The sequence below is a fragment of the Streptomyces speibonae genome (assembly GCF_984686075.1).
In genome coordinates this window covers 3,526,407-3,547,988 of the sequence record NZ_OZ480260.1, presented here as the reverse complement: position 1 = coordinate 3,547,988, position 21,582 = coordinate 3,526,407, and the positions used below count along the sequence as shown (strand labels likewise).

General features: G+C 70.7%; 22 protein-coding genes. 9 read left to right on the top strand and 13 right to left on the bottom strand.

Annotated elements, in window-relative coordinates:
• Window positions 1–52 precede the first annotated feature (52 nt).
• A complete protein-coding gene (locus tag AC5L3C_RS15930; protein WP_493649559.1) occupies window positions 53–1,564 on the bottom strand; it encodes a SulP family inorganic anion transporter in 1,512 nt (503 codons plus the stop codon).
• Window positions 1,565–1,912: 348 nt separating this feature from the next.
• Here AC5L3C_RS15930 and AC5L3C_RS15925 point away from each other — a divergent pair, with 348 nt between their 5' ends.
• Window positions 1,913–2,629 carry a hypothetical protein gene (locus AC5L3C_RS15925; protein WP_493649558.1) on the top strand — a complete coding sequence of 239 codons (717 nt, stop codon included), beginning with the start codon at window positions 1,913–1,915 and terminating at the stop codon, window positions 2,627–2,629.
• 181 nt (window positions 2,630–2,810) lie between these two features.
• Entirely contained in the window at window positions 2,811–3,428 is a 618-nt protein-coding gene (locus tag AC5L3C_RS15920; RefSeq protein WP_493649557.1) for a sigma-70 family RNA polymerase sigma factor, read from the top strand.
• A gap of 9 nt (window positions 3,429–3,437) precedes the next feature.
• On the opposite strand, the gene AC5L3C_RS15915 is transcribed toward AC5L3C_RS15920, so the two are convergent.
• The 5 genes from AC5L3C_RS15915 to AC5L3C_RS15895 all read right to left on the bottom strand — a co-directional run bounded on the left by AC5L3C_RS15915 (window position 3,438) and on the right by AC5L3C_RS15895 (window position 6,947).
• Complete coding sequence (locus tag AC5L3C_RS15915; protein ID WP_493649556.1) at window positions 3,438–3,929, bottom strand: DUF4396 domain-containing protein; 492 nt, start codon at window positions 3,927–3,929, stop codon at window positions 3,438–3,440.
• 117 nt (window positions 3,930–4,046) lie between these two features.
• The gene (locus AC5L3C_RS15910; protein WP_493649555.1) at window positions 4,047–4,634 is read right to left on the bottom strand and encodes a hemerythrin domain-containing protein; all 588 of its coding nucleotides are present in this window, start codon (window positions 4,632–4,634) and stop codon (window positions 4,047–4,049) included.
• Window positions 4,635–4,647: 13 nt separating this feature from the next.
• A complete protein-coding gene (locus AC5L3C_RS15905) occupies window positions 4,648–5,847 on the bottom strand; it encodes a hypothetical protein (RefSeq protein ID WP_125504876.1) in 1,200 nt (399 codons plus the stop codon).
• Between the two features lie 284 nt (window positions 5,848–6,131).
• On the bottom strand, window positions 6,132–6,554 hold the full coding sequence (locus AC5L3C_RS15900; protein WP_493649554.1) for an arsenate reductase ArsC: 423 nt from the start codon (window positions 6,552–6,554) through the stop codon (window positions 6,132–6,134).
• Window positions 6,555–6,581: 27 nt separating this feature from the next.
• Window positions 6,582–6,947, bottom strand: coding sequence for an ArsR/SmtB family transcription factor (locus tag AC5L3C_RS15895; RefSeq protein ID WP_493649553.1), 366 nt, complete (start codon window positions 6,945–6,947; stop codon window positions 6,582–6,584).
• Window positions 6,948–7,302: 355 nt separating this feature from the next.
• Here AC5L3C_RS15895 and AC5L3C_RS15890 point away from each other — a divergent pair, with 355 nt between their 5' ends.
• The 3 genes from AC5L3C_RS15890 (at window position 7,303) to AC5L3C_RS15880 (ending at window position 9,766) form a co-directional block, all read left to right on the top strand.
• On the top strand, window positions 7,303–7,776 hold the full coding sequence (locus tag AC5L3C_RS15890; protein ID WP_493649552.1) for a hypothetical protein: 474 nt from the start codon (window positions 7,303–7,305) through the stop codon (window positions 7,774–7,776).
• Between the two features lie 79 nt (window positions 7,777–7,855).
• A complete protein-coding gene (locus AC5L3C_RS15885; RefSeq protein WP_493649551.1) occupies window positions 7,856–8,410 on the top strand; it encodes a peptidoglycan-binding domain-containing protein in 555 nt (184 codons plus the stop codon).
• A gap of 60 nt (window positions 8,411–8,470) precedes the next feature.
• Complete coding sequence (locus AC5L3C_RS15880) at window positions 8,471–9,766, top strand: lanthionine synthetase LanC family protein (protein ID WP_493649550.1); 1,296 nt, start codon at window positions 8,471–8,473, stop codon at window positions 9,764–9,766.
• A 34-nt stretch (window positions 9,767–9,800) separates the two neighbouring features.
• Here the strand turns inward: AC5L3C_RS15880 and AC5L3C_RS15875 are convergent, their stop codons facing one another.
• On the bottom strand, window positions 9,801–10,412 hold the full coding sequence (locus tag AC5L3C_RS15875) for a TetR/AcrR family transcriptional regulator (RefSeq protein ID WP_493649549.1): 612 nt from the start codon (window positions 10,410–10,412) through the stop codon (window positions 9,801–9,803).
• A gap of 86 nt (window positions 10,413–10,498) precedes the next feature.
• Between AC5L3C_RS15875 and AC5L3C_RS15870 the strand changes: the two genes are divergently transcribed.
• The 3 genes from AC5L3C_RS15870 to AC5L3C_RS15860 all read left to right on the top strand — a co-directional run bounded on the left by AC5L3C_RS15870 (window position 10,499) and on the right by AC5L3C_RS15860 (window position 14,280).
• A complete protein-coding gene (locus AC5L3C_RS15870) occupies window positions 10,499–10,924 on the top strand; it encodes a nuclear transport factor 2 family protein (protein WP_493649548.1) in 426 nt (141 codons plus the stop codon).
• Window positions 10,921–11,769, top strand: coding sequence for an NAD(P)H-binding protein (locus tag AC5L3C_RS15865; protein ID WP_493649547.1), 849 nt, complete (start codon window positions 10,921–10,923; stop codon window positions 11,767–11,769). The genes AC5L3C_RS15870 and AC5L3C_RS15865 overlap by 4 nt, the downstream gene beginning before the upstream one ends.
• Window positions 11,770–13,002: 1,233 nt before the next feature.
• Window positions 13,003–14,280: a serine/threonine-protein kinase gene (locus AC5L3C_RS15860; protein WP_493649546.1), complete on the top strand. Its 1,278-nt coding sequence runs from the start codon at window positions 13,003–13,005 to the stop codon at window positions 14,278–14,280.
• Here AC5L3C_RS15860 and AC5L3C_RS15855 read toward each other — a convergent pair.
• Window positions 14,219–14,983, bottom strand: a complete 765-nt coding sequence (locus tag AC5L3C_RS15855; protein ID WP_493649545.1) for a CDP-alcohol phosphatidyltransferase family protein — start codon at window positions 14,981–14,983, stop codon at window positions 14,219–14,221. The genes AC5L3C_RS15860 and AC5L3C_RS15855 overlap by 62 nt on opposite strands.
• A 107-nt stretch (window positions 14,984–15,090) precedes the next feature.
• On the opposite strand from AC5L3C_RS15855, the gene AC5L3C_RS15850 reads away from it, so the two are divergent.
• A complete protein-coding gene (locus AC5L3C_RS15850) occupies window positions 15,091–15,549 on the top strand; it encodes a nucleoside deaminase (RefSeq protein ID WP_493649544.1) in 459 nt (152 codons plus the stop codon).
• A gap of 206 nt (window positions 15,550–15,755) precedes the next feature.
• Here AC5L3C_RS15850 and ccsB read toward each other — a convergent pair whose 3' ends face one another.
• The 5 genes from ccsB to AC5L3C_RS15825 all read right to left on the bottom strand — a co-directional run bounded on the left by ccsB (window position 15,756) and on the right by AC5L3C_RS15825 (window position 21,461).
• Window positions 15,756–16,868 (bottom strand): c-type cytochrome biogenesis protein CcsB, encoded by a 1,113-nt coding sequence (gene ccsB, locus AC5L3C_RS15845; protein WP_493649543.1) that lies wholly within the window; start codon window positions 16,866–16,868, stop codon window positions 15,756–15,758.
• Entirely contained in the window at window positions 16,865–18,676 is a 1,812-nt protein-coding gene (gene resB / locus AC5L3C_RS15840; protein WP_493649542.1) for a cytochrome c biogenesis protein ResB, read from the bottom strand. The genes ccsB and resB overlap by 4 nt, the downstream gene beginning before the upstream one ends.
• Before the next feature lie 4 nt (window positions 18,677–18,680).
• Entirely contained in the window at window positions 18,681–19,433 is a 753-nt protein-coding gene (locus AC5L3C_RS15835; RefSeq protein WP_411573129.1) for a cytochrome c biogenesis CcdA family protein, read from the bottom strand.
• A 16-nt stretch (window positions 19,434–19,449) separates the two neighbouring features.
• A complete protein-coding gene (locus AC5L3C_RS15830) occupies window positions 19,450–20,109 on the bottom strand; it encodes a TlpA family protein disulfide reductase (protein WP_493649541.1) in 660 nt (219 codons plus the stop codon).
• Window positions 20,110–20,186: 77 nt separating this feature from the next.
• Window positions 20,187–21,461: a polysaccharide deacetylase family protein gene (locus AC5L3C_RS15825; RefSeq protein ID WP_493653896.1), complete on the bottom strand. Its 1,275-nt coding sequence runs from the start codon at window positions 21,459–21,461 to the stop codon at window positions 20,187–20,189.
• Window positions 21,462–21,582: the final 121 nt, after the last annotated feature.

The window sequence follows — 21,582 nt, the reverse complement described above, 5'->3', positions numbered from 1 at the left end:
CCGGTCGGGTCCGCTTCTCGGAAACTGACCGGTTCCGCCCCGTCCCGCCGGGTCAGTGGCTGCCGGTGAGTTCTCCGCTGAGCGTCCGGTGGATCCGGGCGCTGTGCTCGTTCAGCCCGGTGATCTCGACCGTCTTGCCGTGCTGGGCGTACTTGGTCTCGATGGCGTCCAGCGCGGCCACGGACGAGGCGTCCCAGATGTGCGCGGCGGACAGGTCGATGACGACCCGGTCGGGGTCGGTGCCGTACGCGAACTGGCCCACCAGGTCGTTGGAGGACGCGAAGAACAGCTCGCCCGTGACCCGGTAGACGACGGTGCCGCCCTCGGGGTCGGTGACGGCGGTGACCTCGGCCAGATGGGCGACGCGGCGGGCGAAGACGACCATCGCGGTGACCGAGCCGACGACGACGCCGATCGCGAGGTTGTGGGTGGCGACCACACAGACGACCGTGACCGCCATGACGGTGATCTCCCCGGCTGGCATCCGCCGGAGCGTCTTCGGGGCGACGGAGTGCCAGTCGAACGTGGCGAACGACACCATGACCATGACGGCGACCAGCGCCGCCATCGGGATGTCGGAGACGACCGGCCCGAAGACGATGCACAGCACCATCAGGAACGCGCCCGCCAGGAACGTCGACAGCCGGGTGCGGGCACCGGACACCCGCACGTTGATCATCGTCTGGCCGATCATCGCGCAGCCGCCCATGCCGCCGAAGAAGCCGGTGACGATGTTGGCGACGCCCTGGCCGAGCGACTCACGGGTCTTGGAGGAGCGCGTGTCGGTGATGTCGTCGACCAGCTTGGCCGTCATCAGCGACTCCATCAGCCCGACCAGGGCCATGGCGAGCGCGTACGGCGCGACGGTGGTGAGCGTGTCGAGGGTGAACGGCACGTCCGGCAGCCCCGGCACCGGCAGGGAGGACGGCAGCTCACCCTTGTCGCCCACGGTCGGCACGGCGATGCCCGCCCCGACGGTGACGACGGTGAGGATCACGATGGACACCAGCGGCGCCGGGACGACGGTGGTGACCTTCGGGAAGAGGACCATCAGCGCCAGGCCGGCGGCCAGCAGCGGATAGACCGCCCAGGGCACGTCCGTCAGCTCCGGCACCTGGGCCATGAAGATGAGGATGGCCAGGGAGTTCACGAAGCCGACCATCACGCTGCGCGGCACGAACCGCATCAGCTTGGCCACGCCGAGCGCGCCGAGGACGATCTGGAAGACACCGGCGAGGATCACGGCGGCGATCAGGTAGCCGAAGCCGTGCTCATGGTTGAGCGGGGCGATGACCAGGGCGACGGCCCCGGTGGCCGCGGAGATCATGGCGGACCGGCCGCCGACGATGGCGATGGTCACCGCCATGGTGAACGAGGCGAACAGGCCGACCGCCGGGTCGACCCCGGCGATGACCGAGAACGAGATCGCCTCGGGTATCAGCGCCAGCGCGACCACGAGGCCGCCGAGCACCTCGGTGCGCAGCACCTTCGGATCGGAGAGCCAGGACGGGCGCCGGGAGCCGCGCAGCCAGGCGGAGGGGGACAGTGCGGAGGAGGTGGACAAGACGCGGGGAACCTGTCGTGCTCGGGCACACCCGGCAGGGGCGCGGGCGCGCGGAAGGGCGGGGGAAGGGCTCGGAAAGGACGTCAGTGAGGGGCGGGGAGGCAACGCCCGGGGCCGACGGGGGCGGCCCCCTCGGGGCGAAGGGTCACCTCGGGGCGAAGGGTCACGGCGGGCAGGCAGCGGCGCCGGGCCTCACAGACATGCGCACACTCTCTCCCGCGGACAACGATTCATCGCCGGGGGCTCCGTCGGCCCCGACACGGCGGACCCGGCAACTCTACCCGTGCGGTGGGTGGGGATGACGTCCCTCCTGTGGCGGAGGGGGTTCGGATGCGAGGATGAGGCGCCATGACCGCAGGGTGGGGTTCCCGCACGGTACGGGCCGCGGTGTTCGCGGCCGTCTGTGTGCTGCTCGCCGCCCTGGGCCACGTCATGATGTCCGGCCGCGACGTCCCCCTGTGGACGCTGGGCGTGGGAACGGTCGCGACGGGTGCCGTCGGCTGGTGCTTAGCCGGCCGGGAGCGCGGGCTCCTGGTGGTCGTGGCCGTGGCGGTCGCAGCGCAGACGGCACTGCACACGGTGTTCTCCCTCACCCAGCCGGCCACCGGAGCCGACGCCTCCATGAACCACATGGGCATGGCCCATATGCCCATGCGGCACACGGCCCTGGCGCCCATGCCGATGGCCCACATGCCCATGTCGCACATGCCCACGTCCCACATGCCCACGTCCTCCATGTCCGGGGACCACATGGACGTCGGCGCCATGGGCCTCCCCCTGACCGGCGGCGGCGACTCGTCGTCCGGCATGCTCGCCGCCCACCTGCTCGCCGCTCTCCTCACCGGACTGTGGCTGGCCTACGGAGAGAAGGCCGCCTTCCGCATCCTGCGGTCCGTGGCCGGATGGCTCGCGGCGCCCCTGCGGCTGCTGCTCGCCCTCCCCGTCGTCCCCGACCGCCGCCGGATCCGCCCCGGCCGCCCCCGCTCGGACCGTGCCCCGGGCCTTCTCCTTCTCGTCCACGCGATCACGTCCCGTGGTCCGCCCGTGGGGACCGCTGTCCTCTGACGACAGCCGATCCTCCCGGGGCCGCTCCCGCGCGCCCCGGGCCCGGCCGTACGCACGCACCGCCGCCGTGGCGCCCGCCACGCGCGCCGCGCCCGCGTGCGCGGGGCCGCCCCCACTTCACCGGACCGCCCGCGGCCACCCGTGCCCCGGTCCGGATCACGGATTCCGAGAAGGACACCAGGTGATCACATACGACCTGCCCGGCTCGCCCGGCGAGTCCCGGCGCGACGCGTCGGACGACGACCCGATCACCGCGTGGGCACTGGCCGCCCGCGGCGGTGACGCGCACGCCGGCGAGCAATTCGTCCGCGCCCTGGACCGCGACGTACGCCGCTACGTCAGCCACCTGTGCGGCGACCCCCAGGCCGTCGACGACCTCGCCCAGGACACGTTCCTGCGCGCGCTCACCGGTCTGCACCGGTTCGAGGGCCGCTCCTCGGCCCGCATCTGGCTGCTGTCCATCGCGCGCCGCGCCGTCGTCGACAGCTACCGGTACAACGCCGCCCGGCCCCGGCCGGCCGAGGTGCCGGACTGGCAGGCCGCCGTGGAGCGGGCCCAGCCGCGCGGCCTGCCCGGCTTCGACGACGGCGTCGCCCTGCTGGACCTGCTGGCCACGCTGCCGGACGAGCGGCGCGAGGCGTTCGTCCTCACCCAGCTGCTCGGCCTGCCCTACGCGGAGGCGGCCGCGCTCAGCCACTGCCCGGTCGGCACGGTCCGCTCCCGCGTGGCCCGCGCCCGGGCGTCCCTGATACGGCTGCTGGACGAGGCCGCCGGCGCGGGGAGCCTTCCGGTGCCGTAGCGGAACGGGTCAGTGATAGGCGTGGACCACGGCGTGGCCCTTGCCGCGGCCGATCATCCACTTGTTGACCGGTGTGGTGATCACGAACGCCACGGCGAAGCCGCCGAGCAGCGCGAACCAGAAGAGTGAGTCGGACAGCTGCGCCTCCATCGCCCCCGGGGTCAGCGCGATGATCGCGTTGTCGACCAGTTCCATCACCGCGATGGAGACGGTGTCGGCGGCGAGCGCGACCTTGACCGCGGCCTTCAGGGACACCCCGGCGCGCACCACGGCGAACAGGGTGAAGGAGTACCCGAAGACGAAGGCCAGGGCGATGGCCAGCGCCATCGTCGGCACGTTGCCCCACGACAGCGACGTGCCGATGACCATGCCGAGGATCTCGCCGATGGCACACCCGGTGAGGCAGTGCAGCGTCGCCTTCACCGCCATCGCCCAGGTGGCGCCGTGCGCGTGCCCGCCGTGCGCGTGCCCGCTGTCGGAGTGCTGCGTGCCGTGGTTCATGCCCCTCATCCCCGATCCACGTGCGGTACGGACCGCGAACTGCGCGGGCCGTGCGGGGCCGTGCGGTTCCGCACGGCCCCGCAGTCGGGAACGATATACCCCCTAGGGGTATTCCATCTACTCTCCCATGATCCTGCGGACCGTGTCCGCGGTGCGGTCCATGAGGGCGGCCACCGGTCCGAGGGCCACGTTCTTCGCCCCGGACTCGACGCCGGGGTGCGGCCGGGTCGGTGCCATGGCCTCGGCGGCCTTGATCGCCTTCGCCATCGTGGCCAGCCCGGTGACGTCGGTGCTGCGGCGGATGTGGATGAACTCGTAGCGTTCCTCCGCCCGCGCGTGCTCCTGGACCTCCTTGCGCAGCTTCATCAGCTTCGGCATGAACCGGGGGTCGTCGGTGTCCATCTCGTCGAGCGCCGCCAGTGTCTCCTTGGCCGCCTTCTCCTCGGCGAGCCGGTCCTTCACCACCTGCTCGCCCCCGGGGAAACGCTTCCGGGCGAAGGGATGGACGACCTCTTCCTCGGCGGTCTCGTGGACGGCCAGCAGACGCACCAGACGGCGGAAGGCGTCCCGGCGCTCCTCGCCCTCGGCGGCCTCGACCTCGTCGAAGAGATTGCGGATGTCGCCGTGCTGGCGCATCAGCAGCGCGACGACGTCGTCGTCCACGGCGTGGTCGTCGCCGGCCTGCGGGGTCCTCAGTTCGGACATGCGGGGGCTCCCCTCACTTCTCGCGCAGCGCGGGGTCGGGGTGCTCGCCCTCGGACTGGACGCGGTACTCGCGGCCGAACATGTCGTCGTGCTCGGCCATCACCCGGTCGCTCGGCGGTGCCTCGCCGCCGTGGATCTGCTCCTGCATCGTCTCGAACCGCTCGTGCGCCTCGCGGACGTAGCCGGCTCCGAGCGTGGTCAGGTCCATCTGCGTGTCGAGCAGTTCGCGCAGATAGCCCTTGTTCGGCTCGAAGGTGAGCACGTTGGGCAACTCGGGTGCGAGCACCGACGCCGGGTCGCGGCCGTCGTGGCGGCGCATGAGGTCACAGGCCTCGTGCAGGTGCTCCAGCTCCATGTTCAGATGCAGCTCCCAGATCGCCTTGACCTTGGGGTCGCTCTCCTGCTCCATGAAGGAGTAGTAGAGGTAGCACTCGTTGTACTCGTGGTTGACCAGCTGCTCCCACCACGTCTCACCCGGGTCGACCAGCGACTCGTAGTGGGTGACGTGCTCCTCCTCGATCAGCCCGATCTCCTGGTAGAGCTGACGGGCGATCGGCTCCATGTAGGTGGGGCCGGTGTTCATGTAGAAGTTCATGGTCTGCTGCTCCGCCGACATGATCGTCAGCGCGTGCAGCTTGGACAGCGGGTCCGTCCGGTCCTTGGCGTAGGGGTCACGGACGTTGTCGACTGGGTTGCGGTGGTGGTACCGCGTGGGGCGGCCCGGCATGACCTCGGTCAGATTGTCGACGATCGACTCCGCCTTGCGGTGCTCGATCATCTCGTACAGGTTGGCGTACCGGTACAGATGGTCGAAGTCCTCCAGCACGCCGAACTCGTACGCCTGCTTCAGATACGGGTCCGGCTCCATCCGGGCCACCCATGCCGTCAGGTCCACCGCGACCTGCTCGTAGGCGATCGTCGTCTCCAGCACTGACGACACACCGGGGAGCAGCCAGTTCACGGCCTTCTGCTGCTGTGCCTCGATGTAGCGCACCCGCGCGAGCTGCCGTTTGATCTCCGGGTCCGCGGTGTGGCGGGCGAGCTGGTGACTGAACAGGATCGCCTCCACCTCGATCCCGTTCATCGTGATGATCCGGCACCGGGTGTACGGGTCGCAGCGGTCCGGGTCGATCGGGTCAACGTTCAGCTCCCGCCAGCTGCGCAGCTGGCGGTCGAGCGGGATGCCCCGCTGCTCCAGCGGATTGAACGCCATGGGCGTGCCTCCTGGGGACGAGGGATGCGCGCGCCGCTGAGGTACCCCCGGTTCAGGCGACGAGCTCGGACGCGACCCTCAGTCTGTTCACGGCCGCTCCTCACCGGCCACCGCTCGCACCCCCGAACGGAACGGTTCCCTCCACCGGACCAGCCGAACGTGCGCCCACCGCACCCGGCGTCGAACCTGTCCGCCCGAACCCCCCGGGCTCACGCGACCTCGCGCACCCCCGGGCTCACGCGACCTCGCGCACCCCCGGGCTCACGCGACCTCGCGCACCCCGCTCAGGGCGTCCCTTCCGCCTCCGCCGGTGCGATCTCGGCGATCAGCCCCTCGACCAAGGTCCTGATCGCGTCGCGTATGGGACGGACGGTCTCGACGCCCTGGCCGGCGGGGTCCTCCAGCTTCCAGTCCAGGTAGCGCTTGCCGGGGAAGACGGGGCAGGCGTCACCGCAGCCCATGGTGATGCAGACGTCCGACTCGCGGACCGCGTCGGCGGTGAGCAGTTTCGGCGTCTCCCCGGAGATGTCGATGCCCACTTCGGCCATGGCCCGGACGGCGGCCGGGTTGACCTGCTCGCCGGGGGCGGAGCCGGCCGAGCGGACCTCGACGCGGTCTCCGGCCAGGTGGGTCAGCCACGCGGCGGCCATCTGGGAGCGGCCGGCGTTGTGGACGCAGACGAACAGGACGGACGGCTTGTCGGCCATGGTGATCGTTTCTCCCGTCGCTCGCGGTCAGCCGCGCAGATCGAGCATGGCGGCCATGGCCGCCACCACCGGCGGTGCGACCTGGTAGTAGACCCAGGTGCCGCGCCGCTCGGAGGTCAGCAGGCCGGCCTCGCGCGGCTTCTTCAGATGGTGGGAGACCGTCGGCTGCGAGACGCCGACGTCGGCGATGTCGCACACGCACGCCTCCCCGCCCGGATGCGAGGCGATCCTGGAGAACAGCCGAAGGCGCACCGGGTCCGACAGCGCCTTGAACATGGCGGCCATCTTCTCCGCGTCCGCCCGGGACAGTTCCCCGGCGGTGATCGGCGGGCAGCACGGCACGACATCCCCGTCCTGCAGGACGGGGAGTTCCACGGCCTCTGATTTCGACATGTGTCTATGTTGGCGCTCGTCGATACGGGTGGCAAGCTCCGAAGCGAAGCGGCATCGACGAACGTCGAATCAAGAAGGTGCTCGTGGCCCCAGCCCGACGCACCACCACCCCCGAGAGCGGGCAGACCGACGCCGGCGGATGCTGCGGCTGACCACCGGCACAACGCGGCCCACCTGGGCACCGAGGGCCCGCTCGCACGGGTCGCACAGCCGGAGGAGATCGCGCCGGCGTACCTCTCGGCTACCGCGGAGGTTTACCCGAAGCCCAACCCGGGGTTGACGCCGAGATGGCCCGCGCACGCCAGACTCTCCGCGAGACCGACGCCACGTGGCGGCGACATTCAAGGGGGAGTCAGTGAAGCGACGCGTACTCGGGCTGCTGGGCGCGGCCTTCAGCATGGTGTTGATCACCACCACGCCGGCCTCGGCACACAGCACCAACGACTGGGCCAAGACCACCCAGGGCGCGCCCGCGGGATGGGCACACCGGACCGCGAAGAGCTATGTCGGTGGTGTGGAGCAGGAGACGGACATCTACTGGCAGGCCAACGGTGAGGTCTGGGTCCACAGCAAGGTGTGGGACAGGAAGACCGACGGCCACTGCGCGGCTGTCCAGATCCGTTACGAGATCTCCGAGAGTCCCGGCCACTGGGCAGGCCACTGGCACTACCGGCCCGTCGGTGGCGCCCTCGACTGCTCCTACCTCGAATCGCTCCCCCAGCACAGCGCGAACTGGATGGCGCGATACCCCACCCGCAAGGTCGCGGCACGGGCCTGTCACGCCAACTCCAGGGGGCAGATCGTCGAGTGTGAAGGAACGTGGCACTGAACCTGCGGGATACCGACGGCGACACGTGTGCGCCACTCACCTGCTTGGCTCCCAAGGGAAGCCGGATTCTGGGGGATTCATGAGTTCACGCTTCAAGCGGATCAAGCTCGCCGCATCCGCGGTCGGACTGCTGACCGCCGCCACCCTGGCACTGAGCACCACGCCCGCCTCCGCATCCGGGAACTACAGCGGCCTCGCCTACATCTACGGCGCCGGCACCTACACCGACGACTGGGGTGACGAAGGCGTCACGGACACCACCCACAACACCAGCTCCAACGCCACCTGCATGTGGCAGCAAATCCTGTGGGCGGACGGCTACCTCACGTCCACCGCAGACATCGACGGCATCTTCGGAAGCAGGACCGCGACCGCGACCGCCGACTGGCAACGCCACTTCATGGGGGCCGCGTCCGCCGACGGAAGCGCCGGCAAGAACACCTGGGGCAATGCCGACAACCGGCTCTCCTACATGTCGGGCAGCGAAGCTTCCGGCCAGTTCCTGGTGGTGGCGTACAACGGCAGGTACCGCTCCTTCACCCTGGCGCGCGACGAAGACGGGAAATATCGCTTCGGGGACGGGACCGGCGACTGGTGGTTCGCCGGCTACAACTACCGGACCTGCGATTTCTGACCGGGCACTCTCCGGCGCGATGTGGACCCGCTCTACGGAAGCTCATGCGAGAGTGGGCCCATGACGGCACCGGAGGCCACGGTCGTGGCGGTCGACGAGGTCGAGGGGCTCGCCGTGGACGGGCTGCGGTGGCTGACCTCGACGGCGCGGGAAACGGCCGACGGAAGTCTCGCCTGGACGAGCGGGCCCTCGGACGACGAACTCGACCCGATGCTCTACAGCGGTACGGCCGGGAACGTCCCCGTGCTCCTGGAGGCGTGGCGGCATTTCGGTGACGACTCCTACGCCGATGCCGCCCTGCGCGCGGCCCGCGGCCTCGCGGCCTTCGTCGAGGGCACCGGCGACGACTCCCTCTACTTCGGGCGCACCGGAATGGCGCTCGTCCTGCGGGCCGTTCACGACGAACTCGGCGACAAGGCCGCCGGCACCGCCGCGGACCGCGCGCTGGGACTCGTGCGCTCACGGTTCGACGGAACCCGCTGGGGCGAGTTGTTCGAGCTGATGGGTGGCAACGCGGGGATCGGCCTCGGGGCACTGCTGGCCGGCGACGCCGAACTGGCCGTCCTCGCCGTGGAGCCGTATCTGCGGGCGGCGGAGCAGACCCCGAACGGCGTCCAGTGGGCCCACCGCACGGGCATCGAATCCCGTCTGCACCACATCTCGCACGGCACGCTCGGCATCGTCCTGGCGCTTGCCCGGATCGGCCGGGCCACCGGCCGCGCGGACCTTCTCGAGCTGGCGCTGGCGGGTGCCGCGGACGTCGTGGCGCGTGACGAGGCGGGGCCGGAGGGCTTCCTGGTGCTGCATTCCACGCCGCAGTACCGCCCCGATGTGATCGAGCCCATCAGCTACGGCTGGTGCCACGGCCCGGCAGGCGACGCCCAGGTCTTCCGGCTGCTGCGGGACGTCACGGCCGACGGCGCCTGGTCCGCCCTCGCCGACCGCTGCTGGCACACGGTCACCCACTCCGGCCTGCCCCGGCGGCTGCGCCCCGGCTTCTGGGACAACAACGGCCGCTGCTGCGGAACTGCGGGCGTCCTCGCCCTGGCCTGCGACCGGATTGCCGAACAGCAGGACGCGTACGACTTCGCCCACGTCCTCGTCGCGGACCTGGCCGCCCGCGCGATCCGGGACACCGACGGCGCCCGCTGGTCCAACGTCGAGCACCGGGCCACCCCGAGCGGCCTCGAACCGCGCACCGGCTGGGCGATGGGCAACGCGGGCATCGTCCGTGAACTCCTGCGCTTCGTACGGCTGAACCGAGCGGGCGATCCCCGGTACGCGTTCGCCTGGCCGGACCAGCCCCCGGTGCTCACTCGAGCCGACACCTTGTCGCGCGGGATGCCGTGCACGTGAGCCCGGGAGCTGCAAGGACCCGCCCCATCCTCGGTCACTTCTCGATGGGCGGCACCTGCAGTGGGCCCGAGGCCAGGACTCTGGTGACGTAGTTCGCCAACTGGGCCCGCATCGTCTCCCGCGGAACGCGCTCTTCTCCGGCCAGGTGCTCGACGAGGTCGGCTCGTGTGGCGGCGAGCAGGGCGTGGGCGGTGAAGTCGCTGTCGTCCAGGCCGGGGATCTGCTCCAGTACGGCTCGCAGCAGGCTGTGCCACCGCTCGTAGTGTTCCGCCCGGTACGGGCTGCTGCTCCCGCCCTCCTCCAGCGCCAGCGCGAGGCGCCGGTTGTCGAGTTTGAAGCACAGGGCGGCGTCGAGCAGGGCGGGTACGCGCGCGTGCGGTGGGGTCGCGGGTCCCAGGGGCGGCGGGCCGGTCTCGACGGCCTGCCTGATGGGTTCGAGCCGTGCCTCGTACAGCGCGCGGAGCAGTCCGGCGCGATCGCCGAAGGCACGGAAGAGCGTGCCCTTGCCGACGCCGGCCGCGGCCGCGACGTCGGCCATGGTGACGTCCTCGGGACTCTCACGGCGGGTGAAGAGGGCGTCGGCGGCCGCGAGCACGGCCTCCCGGTTGCGGATGGCGTCCTTGCGGGACGACTGGCGTTCGGGCATGCCGCTCCCTCCCTTTGCAAAACGGACCCGGGGTCCGTATCGTCGAAGCGGACCCAAGGTCCGGATTCTACGACTGGAGGATACCCATGTCCGCACCCACCTCCCCGGCGGACCTGTACCGCCACAGCCTGCGATTGCTGCTCGACAAGGACATCCCCGCGTGGGTCGCCCTGTGGGCCGAGGACGGCCTCATGGAGTTCCCCTTCGCCCCAGACGGCTGGCCCCGCCGTCTGGAGGGCAAGGAGGCCGTCGCCGCCTACATGCGCCACTACCCCGACCACATCGACCTGCACGACTTCCCCGACCTGCGGATCCACGAGACCACCGACCCGGAGACCATCGTGGTCGAGATGCGCGGCGTCGGCCGCCTGGTGCAGAGCGGCGCTCCCTTCGACATGACCTACATCGCCGTCGTGACCGTTCGGGACGGGCACCTCATCTCCTACCGCGACTACTGGAACCCCCTCGCCGTCCAGGAGCCCGCCGCCGACTTCACCGGGAGCAGCCGATGACCGGCGCCGGCACCACTCTGGTCATCGGCGCCACCGGCACCACCGGCAGCCGCACCGCCGCGCAACTGACGGCCGCGGGCCACCGCGTCAGAGCCGCCAGTCGCCGTGCCACCCCGGTCGCCGGTGCCGAGCCGGTCTCCTTCGACTGGTACGACTCCGCCACCCACGCGGCCGCCCTCGACGGCGTCGACCGCGTCCACCTCATACCGCCCGTGGGCGACTCCGACCCCGCGGCGATCATGCTCCCGTTTCTGCGTCGGGCCCGCACCGCCGGCGTGCACCGCGCGGTGCTGTTGAGCTCCTCGGCCATTCCTGAGGGCGGCCCGGCGGTGGGAGCGGTGCACCAGGCCCTGCCCAGTCTGTTCGAACAGTGGGCGGTGCTGCGGCCCTCGTGGTTCATGCAGAACTTCACCGGCACGCACGCGCACGCCCGCAGCATCCGCGACGAGGGCGTCATCCGGACCGCCACCGGCAGCGGCCGGGTCGGCTTCGTCGACGCCGAGGACATCGCGGCCGTGGCCGTCCGCGCGCTGACCGACGAGCAGACCCCCAACACCGATCTCGTCCTCACCGGGCCCGAGGCACTCGGCTACGACGACATCGCCACGATCGTCACCGAGGTCACGGGCCGGGCCGTGGTCCACCGCCGTCTGTCCTACGAGCAGATGCGCGATCACCTCACGGCGCAGGTGCCGGTGGAGTTCGCCGCCATACTGGCCGGCCTGGACCGTGCCATCGCCCAAGGGGCGGAGGACCGCGTCACCGACACCGTCCAGCGCCTCACCGGCCGGCCGCCGGGCACCTTCCGGGCCCTCCTCGAGAGGGAGATGCGATGCAGTAGCTGATGTCCGGGGCCTAGACACCGTCCTTGTGGCCGTTCTCCGTGAGGATCCGCTCCATGCTCTTGTGGGCGGGGGCGGCTTCCTTGTTGCCGCGGTCGTGGAACTGGCGGAGGTAGCGGAACAGGACGCTCACGCACTTGTCGCGGCCGTCGTACTCCGCGTTGTCGACGAGTCGGCAGTCGGGGGGAGATCTCCCTCGTCCGCCCGTCCGGCCCGGTGTACAGGGGATGCCAGATCATCTCCACGTCCGGGTTCAGCCGCTGGACCAGGTGGAGCTCGGGGACCTCCAGGCGGATGAGGATGCTGTCCGGTTCGTAGGCCCGCACGAAGATGTGGACGGGGCCGGTGGCGAGGTTCACGAAGGCCTTCGACAGGACGTTCCACATCGGCCCGGTCAGCTTCCAGTCCGGGTGCAGCGTCAGGACGTTGAGCACCCTGCCGATCCGGGTCACCGCCAGCGGTGTGTGGCCCCGCGAGTGCGCGTACTCGCTGACACCGTCGCCGCCCGCCCACAGGGCCATGGTGGGCGTCTCGAGCTCCAGATGCTTGGTCATGAGCTTGACGAACTCGTGGTACCACGTATTCGTCGCACGGATCTCCCCGTTGCTTCTGACGGTCGCTCGTTCGCGCCGCGGCCTCGGCGTTCAGCGCGGGCTGGGAGTCGACCCCGCCGAGCAGGAGCTGCCAGGCGGCTTCGGCCTCGTCCTTGGGGATGCCCGCGGCCTGCGTCAGTTTCTGGTACGTCTCCCACTCGGGGTGCTCCGTGGGTCGCGTGGCGTAGTGCTCGTCCAGGGCGCCCGTCTGGCGCTGCACCCAGCGGGTCGCCGCCGCGTTCCCCGCGCGCTGCCGGAGCGCGGCCATACCGGTGAGGGGCATCGCCTCGGGTCCGGCGGCATGCGGTGTCGTCCGGGCCTTGGTGGGCCTGCGTAAGTCGTGCACGTTCGTGTGATCCTTCCGGTAGGTGTCACCGAGCTCGGAGCGGGCCGACAGTCGACGGCTCAACTCCCTTTATTTATGGGGGTGTTGAGGAGTATGAGTATGAAGTATCGGTCTCGGAGGTTTCCGCGACCGGCCCGCGACCGGCCCGCGACCGCGTGCGGCTGCCGCTGCCGGGGACAGGAAGGGCCCGGAGCCGTGCGGCTGCCGGATCGCGTCGTTGTCGGCGCGGATACGCCTCCGAGACAGTGAGGGCCCGTCACGAGCCGAGCCGCGACGGGGCGACAGACGGGGGCCCGGATGAAGCATGTGCCGTTCTTCCGGTGGGTCGTGTCCGCGGGTCTGGTGCTGATCACCTGTTCGATCGCCGTCCTCCTCGCGGCCCCGGACCGCCCCGAACTGGAGCAGGTCGAGCTGACCGTCCTGGGCGAACGGCCCGACGGGACGTGCACCGTCGAGTGGACCGATCCGTACGGGTCCGGCAGGCACCAGGCCCCGTACCTCTGCGACCCGGAGCGGAGCGAGATCCTCAAGGCGCCGCACTACCGGCCCGGTACCTCCATCGGCTGGGAGGTGGGCCGGGTGGTCGCCGAGGGCGTGCACAAGGGCGAGCTGTATTCGCCGGAGCGGGACCGGCACGGCGACCGGTGGATGGAGATGTCCGGTGTGCTGGTGGGGTTCGGAATGCTCCTGACCACCGTCGGTGTCCTCGGCGGGAACATCCGCTCCCTGTTCCGGCTGACCGGCGTCCGCCCGGGCGTCGTCCGCCTCGCCGAGCGGTTGCACCGGCTCGCCGCCGGGGTCGCCGAGGACCATGCGCGGGCCGTGCGGGCGGTCCGGGACGCCTGGGCGCCACTGTACGAGGAAGCCGTGCGCGAGCGCCTGGAACGGATCCCGGTCGCGAGGCTGCGGTGGACCGGCCTGGTGCTCCTGCCGGTGAAGGACCTGGAACGCCACGGCCTGCGCAGCGTCCAGGATGTGCTCGACGCCGGACCGCACGGTGTGGCGGAGGCGTCCGGCGCGGGACGGCGCACGGCCGAGAAGCTGTGGACCGCCGCCCGGCGCAAGGCCGACGACGTGCGCGACAACACGGTGGTACGGCTGGAGGCGACCCCGCCCGGTTCGCGCTCCGCGGCGCTGCTGACCGCGCTGTGGGTGCTGGTCGAGGCCGGCCCGGCCGCGCGCCGCACGGCCGAGGAGGGCAGGCGGCTGGCCGCCCGGCTGGAGCTGCACCTCGCCGGGGCCGCGCCCGCCGCCGGGTGGCGGCGGGCCCTGGACGCGGACCGTGAGCAGCGTCAGGGGGTACGCGCCGCCGTGGCCGAACTGCGCGCACTGCTGCTTAAGGCGGACCGGGACGGCGTGGCCGAACGCTTCCGGCAGGTGTCGGTCGATCTGCTGCGGGGGACGGACGGCGACCCGGCGGGGCTGGCCGCATGGGTCGACTTCGAGTACCGGCCCGCGCGGTACTACGCCCTGCTCCAGGACATCGTGGGTGCCGTCCCGCCCCGGCGCGCCCTCAGCGCAGGCGGGACGACGACAGGATCGACAGCAGGTGGGCCGGGACCATCACCCAGGTGATGACGGCGAGCGCGCCGAGGGCCCAGCGGGTCGAGTCGAGGCTGTCGGTCAGCGCGTCGGCGACGGCCGCGACGAGGAGGACGAGGGACGCCTCGATGCCGTTGGTCACGCGGTGGATCTTGAAGGCGGCGGCGACGCGGCGGACCGTGGCGACACCCTGGGAGCGGGGGCGGGTCGACTCGTCGTCGGCGACGGTCAGACCGCGGCGGGCGCGGGCGACATCCACCAGGTCGGTGGAGGCCTTGAGCAGGACCACACCGAGGGCGGTGGCGATGCCGACCGACAGCCAGCCGCCGGCGCCCGACTCGGCGGCGCGGTAGCCGGCGCCCGCCATCAGCGCCGCGTCGGCGAGATAGGCGCCGAGCCGGTCGACGTAGATGCCGGCCGCGCTGTTCTGGCCCTTCCACCGGGCGACCTCGCCGTCCACGCAGTCGAAGAGCAGGAACAGCTGCATGAGGACGACCGCGAGGATCGCGCCGGTCAGGCCCGGGATCATCAGCGCGGCGCCCGAGGCCACCCCGCACACCACCATGGTCCAGGTGAGCTGGTCGGGGGTGACCGGGGTACGCACCAGATGGCGGGTGGTGCGCAGGGAGATCCTGCGCATGTAGAGCCGGCCGGCCCAGTGCTCGCCGTTGCGGCTCGCCATCTTGGCCTGCGGCTGGCAGACCTCCCGCAGCTCCTCCAGAACCGGAGCACCCATGTCGTTCCTCCCAGGCCCAACCGCCGTCCGCGCGGCGGCGATCGGGTCAGCGTACCGAGGCGGTGCGGCGCGCCCGGCGGGGGCCGCCGGCAGGGGACACTGGGCGCATGGACGCACTCGATCCGGCCACCGCACGCGCCTGGCTCGCCACGGCCCTGACGGAGGCCCGCGCGGGGCTCGCGGAGGGCGGGATCCCCATCGGCGCCGCGCTGTACGGCGCCGACGGGACGCTGCTCGGCCGGGGCCGCAACCGCCGCGTGCAGGACGGCGATCCGTCGGCCCACGCGGAGACCGCCGCCTTCCGCGCGGCGGGACGGCAGCGGTCGTACCGGGGCACGACGATGGTGACGACGCTGTCCCCGTGCTGGTACTGCTCCGGCCTGGTCCGGCAGTTCGGCATCTCCCGCGTGGTGATCGGCGAGGCCGTCACCTTCCAGGGCGGGCACGACTGGCTGGCGGAGCACGGCGTGCGGATCGTGCTGCTGGACGATCCGGAGTGCGTCGCGCTGATGCGGGAGTTCATCGCGCGTCATCCACAGCTGTGGAACGAGGACATCGGCGCCTAATGGGGCTCATCGGGTCATGAGTGAGACTCGATGAGTGGCCGCCAGCAGGTGAGCACTTTCGTCGCCGGAGCCGTTCGAGCTCTGGTGTCAGACCGTGCCCCTGCTGGTCGGCCGGGAGGCCGGACTGCTGATGGTGACACGCCGCAGGCCGGCCTCCCATGACCCGGAGGTCGCGGGAGACCGGCCCGCGCGCGGAGCCCGGTGGGTCAGAAGCCGGCCGACTGGAGCACACCCAGGCCGACGTCGGCGTAGGAGTGCTTGCCGGAGACGAAGATGTTGACGCCGTAGTAGTTGAACAGCCAGCACGCGAAGGCGCCCAGCGCCAGGTAGGCGGCCTTGCGGCCCTTCCAGCCGGCCGTCGCGCGGGCGTGCAGGTAGCAGGCGTAGGCGACCCAGGTGATGAAGGACCAGGTCTCCTTGGGGTCCCAGCCCCAGTAGCGGCCCCACGCGTCACCGGCCCAGATGGCGCCCGCGATGATCGTGAACGTCCACAGCGGGAACACGGCGGCGTTGACGCGGTAGGCGAACTTGTCCAGGGAGGAGGAGGCGGGCAGCCGCTCCAGGAACGAGGTCGCGAAGCTGCCGGGCCTGCCGCCGCTCGCGAGCTTGTTCTCGTAGGAGTCCTTGAACAGGTACATCACCGTGGTGATCGCGCCGACGTAGAAGACCGCGCCGCACAGGATCGCCGTGGAGACGTGGATGTACAGCCAGTACGAGTGAAGGGCGGGAACCAACTGGTCGCTGGCGGTGTACAAGACAGTGACGGCGAGACCGAGATCGAGGAGGACCGAGGTGGTCAGGAACAGGCCGATCCAGCGCACGTTCTTCTTCAGCGCCAGCAGCAGGAGGTACACCCCGACCGCGGTGGTGGAGAACGTGATGTTGAACTCGTACATGTTGCCCCACGGCGCCCGCTCCACGGACAGCGCCCGGGTGAGCACACCGCCGAGCGCGAGGAGGAACGCGAGCACGGTGAGGGAGACGGCGATACGTCCGTAGAGGTCGCCCTGCTCGTCCCCGCCGTGCGCCCCGGGCCCGTCGGGCACGTCACGGGAACCGCTCGAGGCGCGTACGACGACCGTGGGCCGCTCCAGTACGGCGGTGCCGCCGCCCTTGTTGACGGTGACGGCCGGTGCCGTCCGCACCGTGTCCGCCTTCGGCGTGAGCGCCGCGGCCGTACGGCCGACCTTGCTGCGGCTGCCGAAGAGCCACTCCGCGATGTACGCGAAGAAGGCGAGGGTGTAGATCGCCATCGCGGAGTAGATCAGTACGTTGCTGATCTCCGCGAGGTTCTCGTTGTTCGCGGCGGCGAGAGTCACTGCTGCTCAGCCCCTTCGGCAGGTACGGCTTCGGTGTCGGTGTCGGTGTCGGTGTCGGTGGATCCGGTGGTCTTGGGGGCGGTCCGGTCAGTGCGGCCGGACTCGTCGGAGCCGTCGGAGCCGCCGGAGCCGTCCGACTCCTCCGAGCCCTCGGCTTCAGGCGCCCCCGGTGCCTTGTCGTAGAGGAGTCCGGCGAGGTCGCCCAGTTCCTCGGGGACCTTCGCGGACTCGCTGCGGCCGAGTCCGGCCATCTCGACGACGGTGACGCCGTCGGCGCCGCGCACCGCGCGCACCCACACGCGGCGGCGCTGGATGAACAGGGAGCCGGCGAGCCCGGCGATCGCGGCGACCGCACCGCCCAGCGCCCAGCCGCCGCCCGGCTCCTGGACCATCTGGAAGCCGGCCCACTCCTTGACGCCCTCGAAGGTCACGGTGCCGGCGCCGTTCGGGAGGGTCATGGTCTCCCCGAGGGCGAGCTGCTTCTTGAACAGCTTGCCGTCGGAGTCCTTGAACTCCTCCATGTTGGTCTTGTCGAGCTGGTAGATGCTCTGCGGGGTGCCCGCGTCGACGCCGAGGTCACCGTGGTAGGCGGAGAGCGCGAGCATCGGGTTGATCAGCGCCGGGAAGACGGAGAGCATCGTGCTGCCCTCACCGCCGTACGTGGGCAGGAAGAAGGCGTTGAAGCCGAGCTGCTCCCGCTCCCCGTCGGCGTTGCGGTAGCCGTCCATGACCTTGACGGCGCCGGAGGAGGTCACGTTGCCGTCGAGCGGCAGCAGGGCGACGGCCTCCTTGTCCATGACCACCTTGCCGCTCGCGTCCTTCACGGTGAGGACGGGCGCGTAGCCGTGGCTGACGAGGTACACCTTCGAGCCGTCGATCTCCAGCGGCTCGTTGACCTTGACGGTGGTCCTCCGCTCGTCGCCGTAGGCGCCGACGCTGTAGGTGAGGTCCGCCTCGTACGTCCGCGGGGTGCCCCGGTTCGGCCCGGTCGGCTCGTACGTCGCCTTGAAGTCCACGAGGTCGAAGCTGAACGGGTCCAGGTCGTCCTCGGTGAACAGGTTCCCGGAGCGGAAGTCGTCGTACTGGGTGAGGGTGTTGGCGAAGCCGCCGCCCTCGACGATCAGCTTGTTGCCCTCGTACTTGAAGAGCTGCCCCCAGGCGAAGGCGATCAGCATGACGATCAGCGCGACATGGAAGACCAGGTTGCCGACCTCGCGCAGATAGCCCTTCTCGGCGGCGACGGCGTCACCGACGACATGGGCCCGGAAGCGGCGCCCGCGGAGCAGGGCCAGGGCGGCCTCGCGGACCTGCTCGGGTTCCGCGTCGGTGCGCCAGGTGGTGTGCGCGGGCAGCCGGGTCAGCCGGCGTGGCGCCCCCGGCGGGCGTCCGCGCAGCTGGCCCACGAACTGCCAGGTGCGGGGCACGATGCAGCCGATGAGGGAGATGAACAGCAGGATGTAGATCGCGGAGAACCACACCGAGCTGTAGACGTTGAAGAGCCCGAGCTTGTCGTAGACCGGCGCGAGGACGTCGTGCTGCTCGCGGAAGGCGGCGACCTTCGTCTCGTCGATGCCGGTCTGCGGGATGAGGGAGCCGGGGATCGCGCCGAGCGACAGCAGCAGCAGGAGCAGCAGCGCGACCCGCATGGAGGTGAGCTGCCGCCAGAACCAGCGGGCCCAGCCGATGAGGCCCAGGGACGGCAGGTTGGGCTGCTCCTCCTTGGGCGCGGTGGACAGCTGGGAGCCGGCGGCGCCGAGGTCCTGGTCGTCACCGGCCTTCGGGGCGTTGTCTGTCGTGGTGTTGCTCATCGGATCAGATCCCCACAGTGAAGCCGTTGGACCAGGTCTGCATGTGCTGCACGATGATGTCCCACACTCCGGTCAGCAGCAGCAGTCCGGTCGCGATCATCATGATGCCGCCGATGCGCATCACCCAGGTGTAGTGGCGCTTGACCCAGCCGAAGGCGCCGAGCGCCTTGCGGAAGGCGACGGCCGTGAGTACGAACGGCGCGCCGAGGCCGAGACAGTACGCGACCGTGAGGAGCGCGCCGCGGCCGGCGGTGGCCTCGTTGAACGACAGGGCCGTGACGGAGGCGAGCGTCGGACCGATGCAGGGGGTCCAGCCGATGCCGAAGAGGGCGCCGATGACGGGGGCGCCGACCAGCCCGGTCGCCGGCCGCCGGTGGAAGCGGAACTCGCGCTGGGTGAGCCAGGGCATCAGGCCCATGAAGAAGACACCCATGAGGATCATGAAGACGCCGAGCACCTTGGACAGGACGTCCGACTGTTCCTGGAGGTTCTGTCCGAAGTAGCCGAAGAAGGCGCCGCCGGAGACGAACACGGCGGTGAAGCCGAGGACGAACAGTGAGGCGCCGGCCACCATGCGGCCGCGCCGGGCCTCCGCCAGGTCGGTGCCGGAGACGCCGGTGACATAGGAGAGATAGCCGGGGACCAGCGGGAGCACGCAGGGCGAGAAGAAGGAGACGAGCCCGCCGAGCACGGCGATGGGCAGGGCGAGCAGCAGCGCCCCGCTGCGTACCGTCTCGCCGGGGTCGGCGGCCAGCATGGACACTGCGGTCACGTCACTTCTCCGCGAGGACCGGGTCGATCATCTTGCGCAGCTTCTCCTCGCTGAGTGCCTGGAGCGAGCGCGCGGCGATCTTCCCCTCCCGGTCGAAGACGAGGGTGGAGGGAACGGCCTGCGGGTTGAGGGTGCCCTTCTCGAAGCGGAGCATCAGCTTGCCGGCCGGGTCGAACAGGCTCGGGTAGGTGACCCCCTGCTCCTCCTCGAAGGCGCGGGCCGGACCGACGGTGGCGTCACGGGTGTTGATCCCGACGAACTGGACGCCCTCGTCCTTGAGGTCCTGGTACACCTTCTCGAAGTTCTTGGCCTCGGCGCGGCAGGGGGGACACCAGGAGCCCCACACGTTGACGACGACGACCTTGCCCTTGTAGTCGTCGACGGCGAGCCGGTCGCCGTCGACGGTCTTGCCGGACAGGTCGGGGGCGTCGGCGCGGCTGCCCTTCGCCACGGTGGCGATGCCGTCGGATCCGGCCACGTAGCCGGTGTCACCGCCGCCGCCCGACGTGCCGCCGGAGCCGCAGGCGGAGACGACCAGCGCGGCCGCGGCGGCACCGGCGGCCAGGCCGGCGCGACGGCGGACGCGGACGGCGCGGGTGGCGCGGTGCGAGCTCTGCGGGGCCCGGTTCGAGCGCTGGGGGGCGCGGCGTGCGGCACTCATGTGAAAAGTTTCGCATGTCCGTTCCGGGGATCTTGCGCACCCCCCTGCGCGCTCACGCGCGGCCGGATACCCGCATATCAGGCGGGGTTGCCGGACTCCGTTCCGGCGCCGGCGCCAGCGTCCTTGGTGAAGGCCTTCCAGCCACCGGCCGGTTCCTGGCCGACCTCCAGGGTGCGGAGCTTGTCGAGGATCTCCGGCTTCTGCACGTCGAGCCAGTCGGTGAACTGCCGGAAGGAGACGATCCTCACGTCGCCGCCCTTCTCCTTCTCCCGTGCGATGTGCTTGAGCGCCTGTTCCACGGCGTCCATGTAGATGCCGCCGTTCCACTCCTCGAAGTGGTTGCCGACGAAGAACGGCGCCCGGTTCGACTCGTATGCGCGCTTGAAGCCGGATATGTACGCCCCGGCGGCCTGTTTGCGCCAGGCAGGGTAGTTGTGGGCGGGCGCCTTGGTCGTGTTGAGGGACTGGTTGGCGAGCATGTTGTAGTCCATCGACAGGACCTCGAAGGAGCGCCCGGGGAACGGGATCTGCTGGAGCGGAAGGTCCCATATGCCCTGTTTCTTCGAGGGCCAGACCTGCCGTCCGCCGGGCGAGGAGGCGTCGTAGCGCCAGCCGAGCTCACGGGCGGTGGGCAGCAGCTTGTCCTGGCCGAGCAGACAGGGCGTGCGGCCGCCGACGAGCTCCTTGTCGTAGTCGAACGGCAGGGACTCCAGGTCGGTCCACCCGGAGTTGGTGCGCCACTCCTTCACGAAGGACTTGGCCTGGTCGATCTCGTTGCGCCACTGCTGCGGCGTCCAGTTGCCGACGCTGCCGGAGCCGGCGCAGAAGTGGCCGTTGAAGTGCGTGCCGATCTCGTGGCCCTCGAGCCAGGCGCGGCGCAGGTTCTTCAGCGTGTCCTTGATGTGCCCGTCGGTGAGGTAGCCGATGTCGGAGGCGCCGCGCGGGTTGTTCGGCGGGTCGTAGAGCCGCTTCTTGGACTCGGGAAGCAGATACAGCCCCGAGAGGAAGAAGGTCATGGACGCGCCGTGCTCCTTGGCGAGGTCCAGGAACCGGGGGAAGAGCCCGTTGCCGACCTCGCCGGCCCCGTCCCAGGAGAAGACGACGAACTGCGGGGGCTCCTGACCCGGCTCCAGCGGCACGGGCGCCTCCGGCTGGTGGGGCTGCTTGCCGGTGAAGGAGGTGGACCCGTCACCGATCGGACGGGCCGTCTTCGTCGGCTTCGGCTTCCCGGACCCGCCGTCACCCCCCTTGCCGGAACCGTTCCCGGGGGTGGAACCGTCGGAGTCTGTGTCGCCGCCGCCGCAGCCCGCCAGCGAGACGGCGGCAGCGGCACCCGCGCCGAGCCCGAGCATTCCCCTGCGGGAGAGAGCACGCATGGCGCCCCCCTTCGTCACGTCCTCTGGTGGTCACTCATTCAGAGGACGTGACGGACCGGGAGGTTCCCGTCAAGTGCGAAGATTTGGCAACGAATCG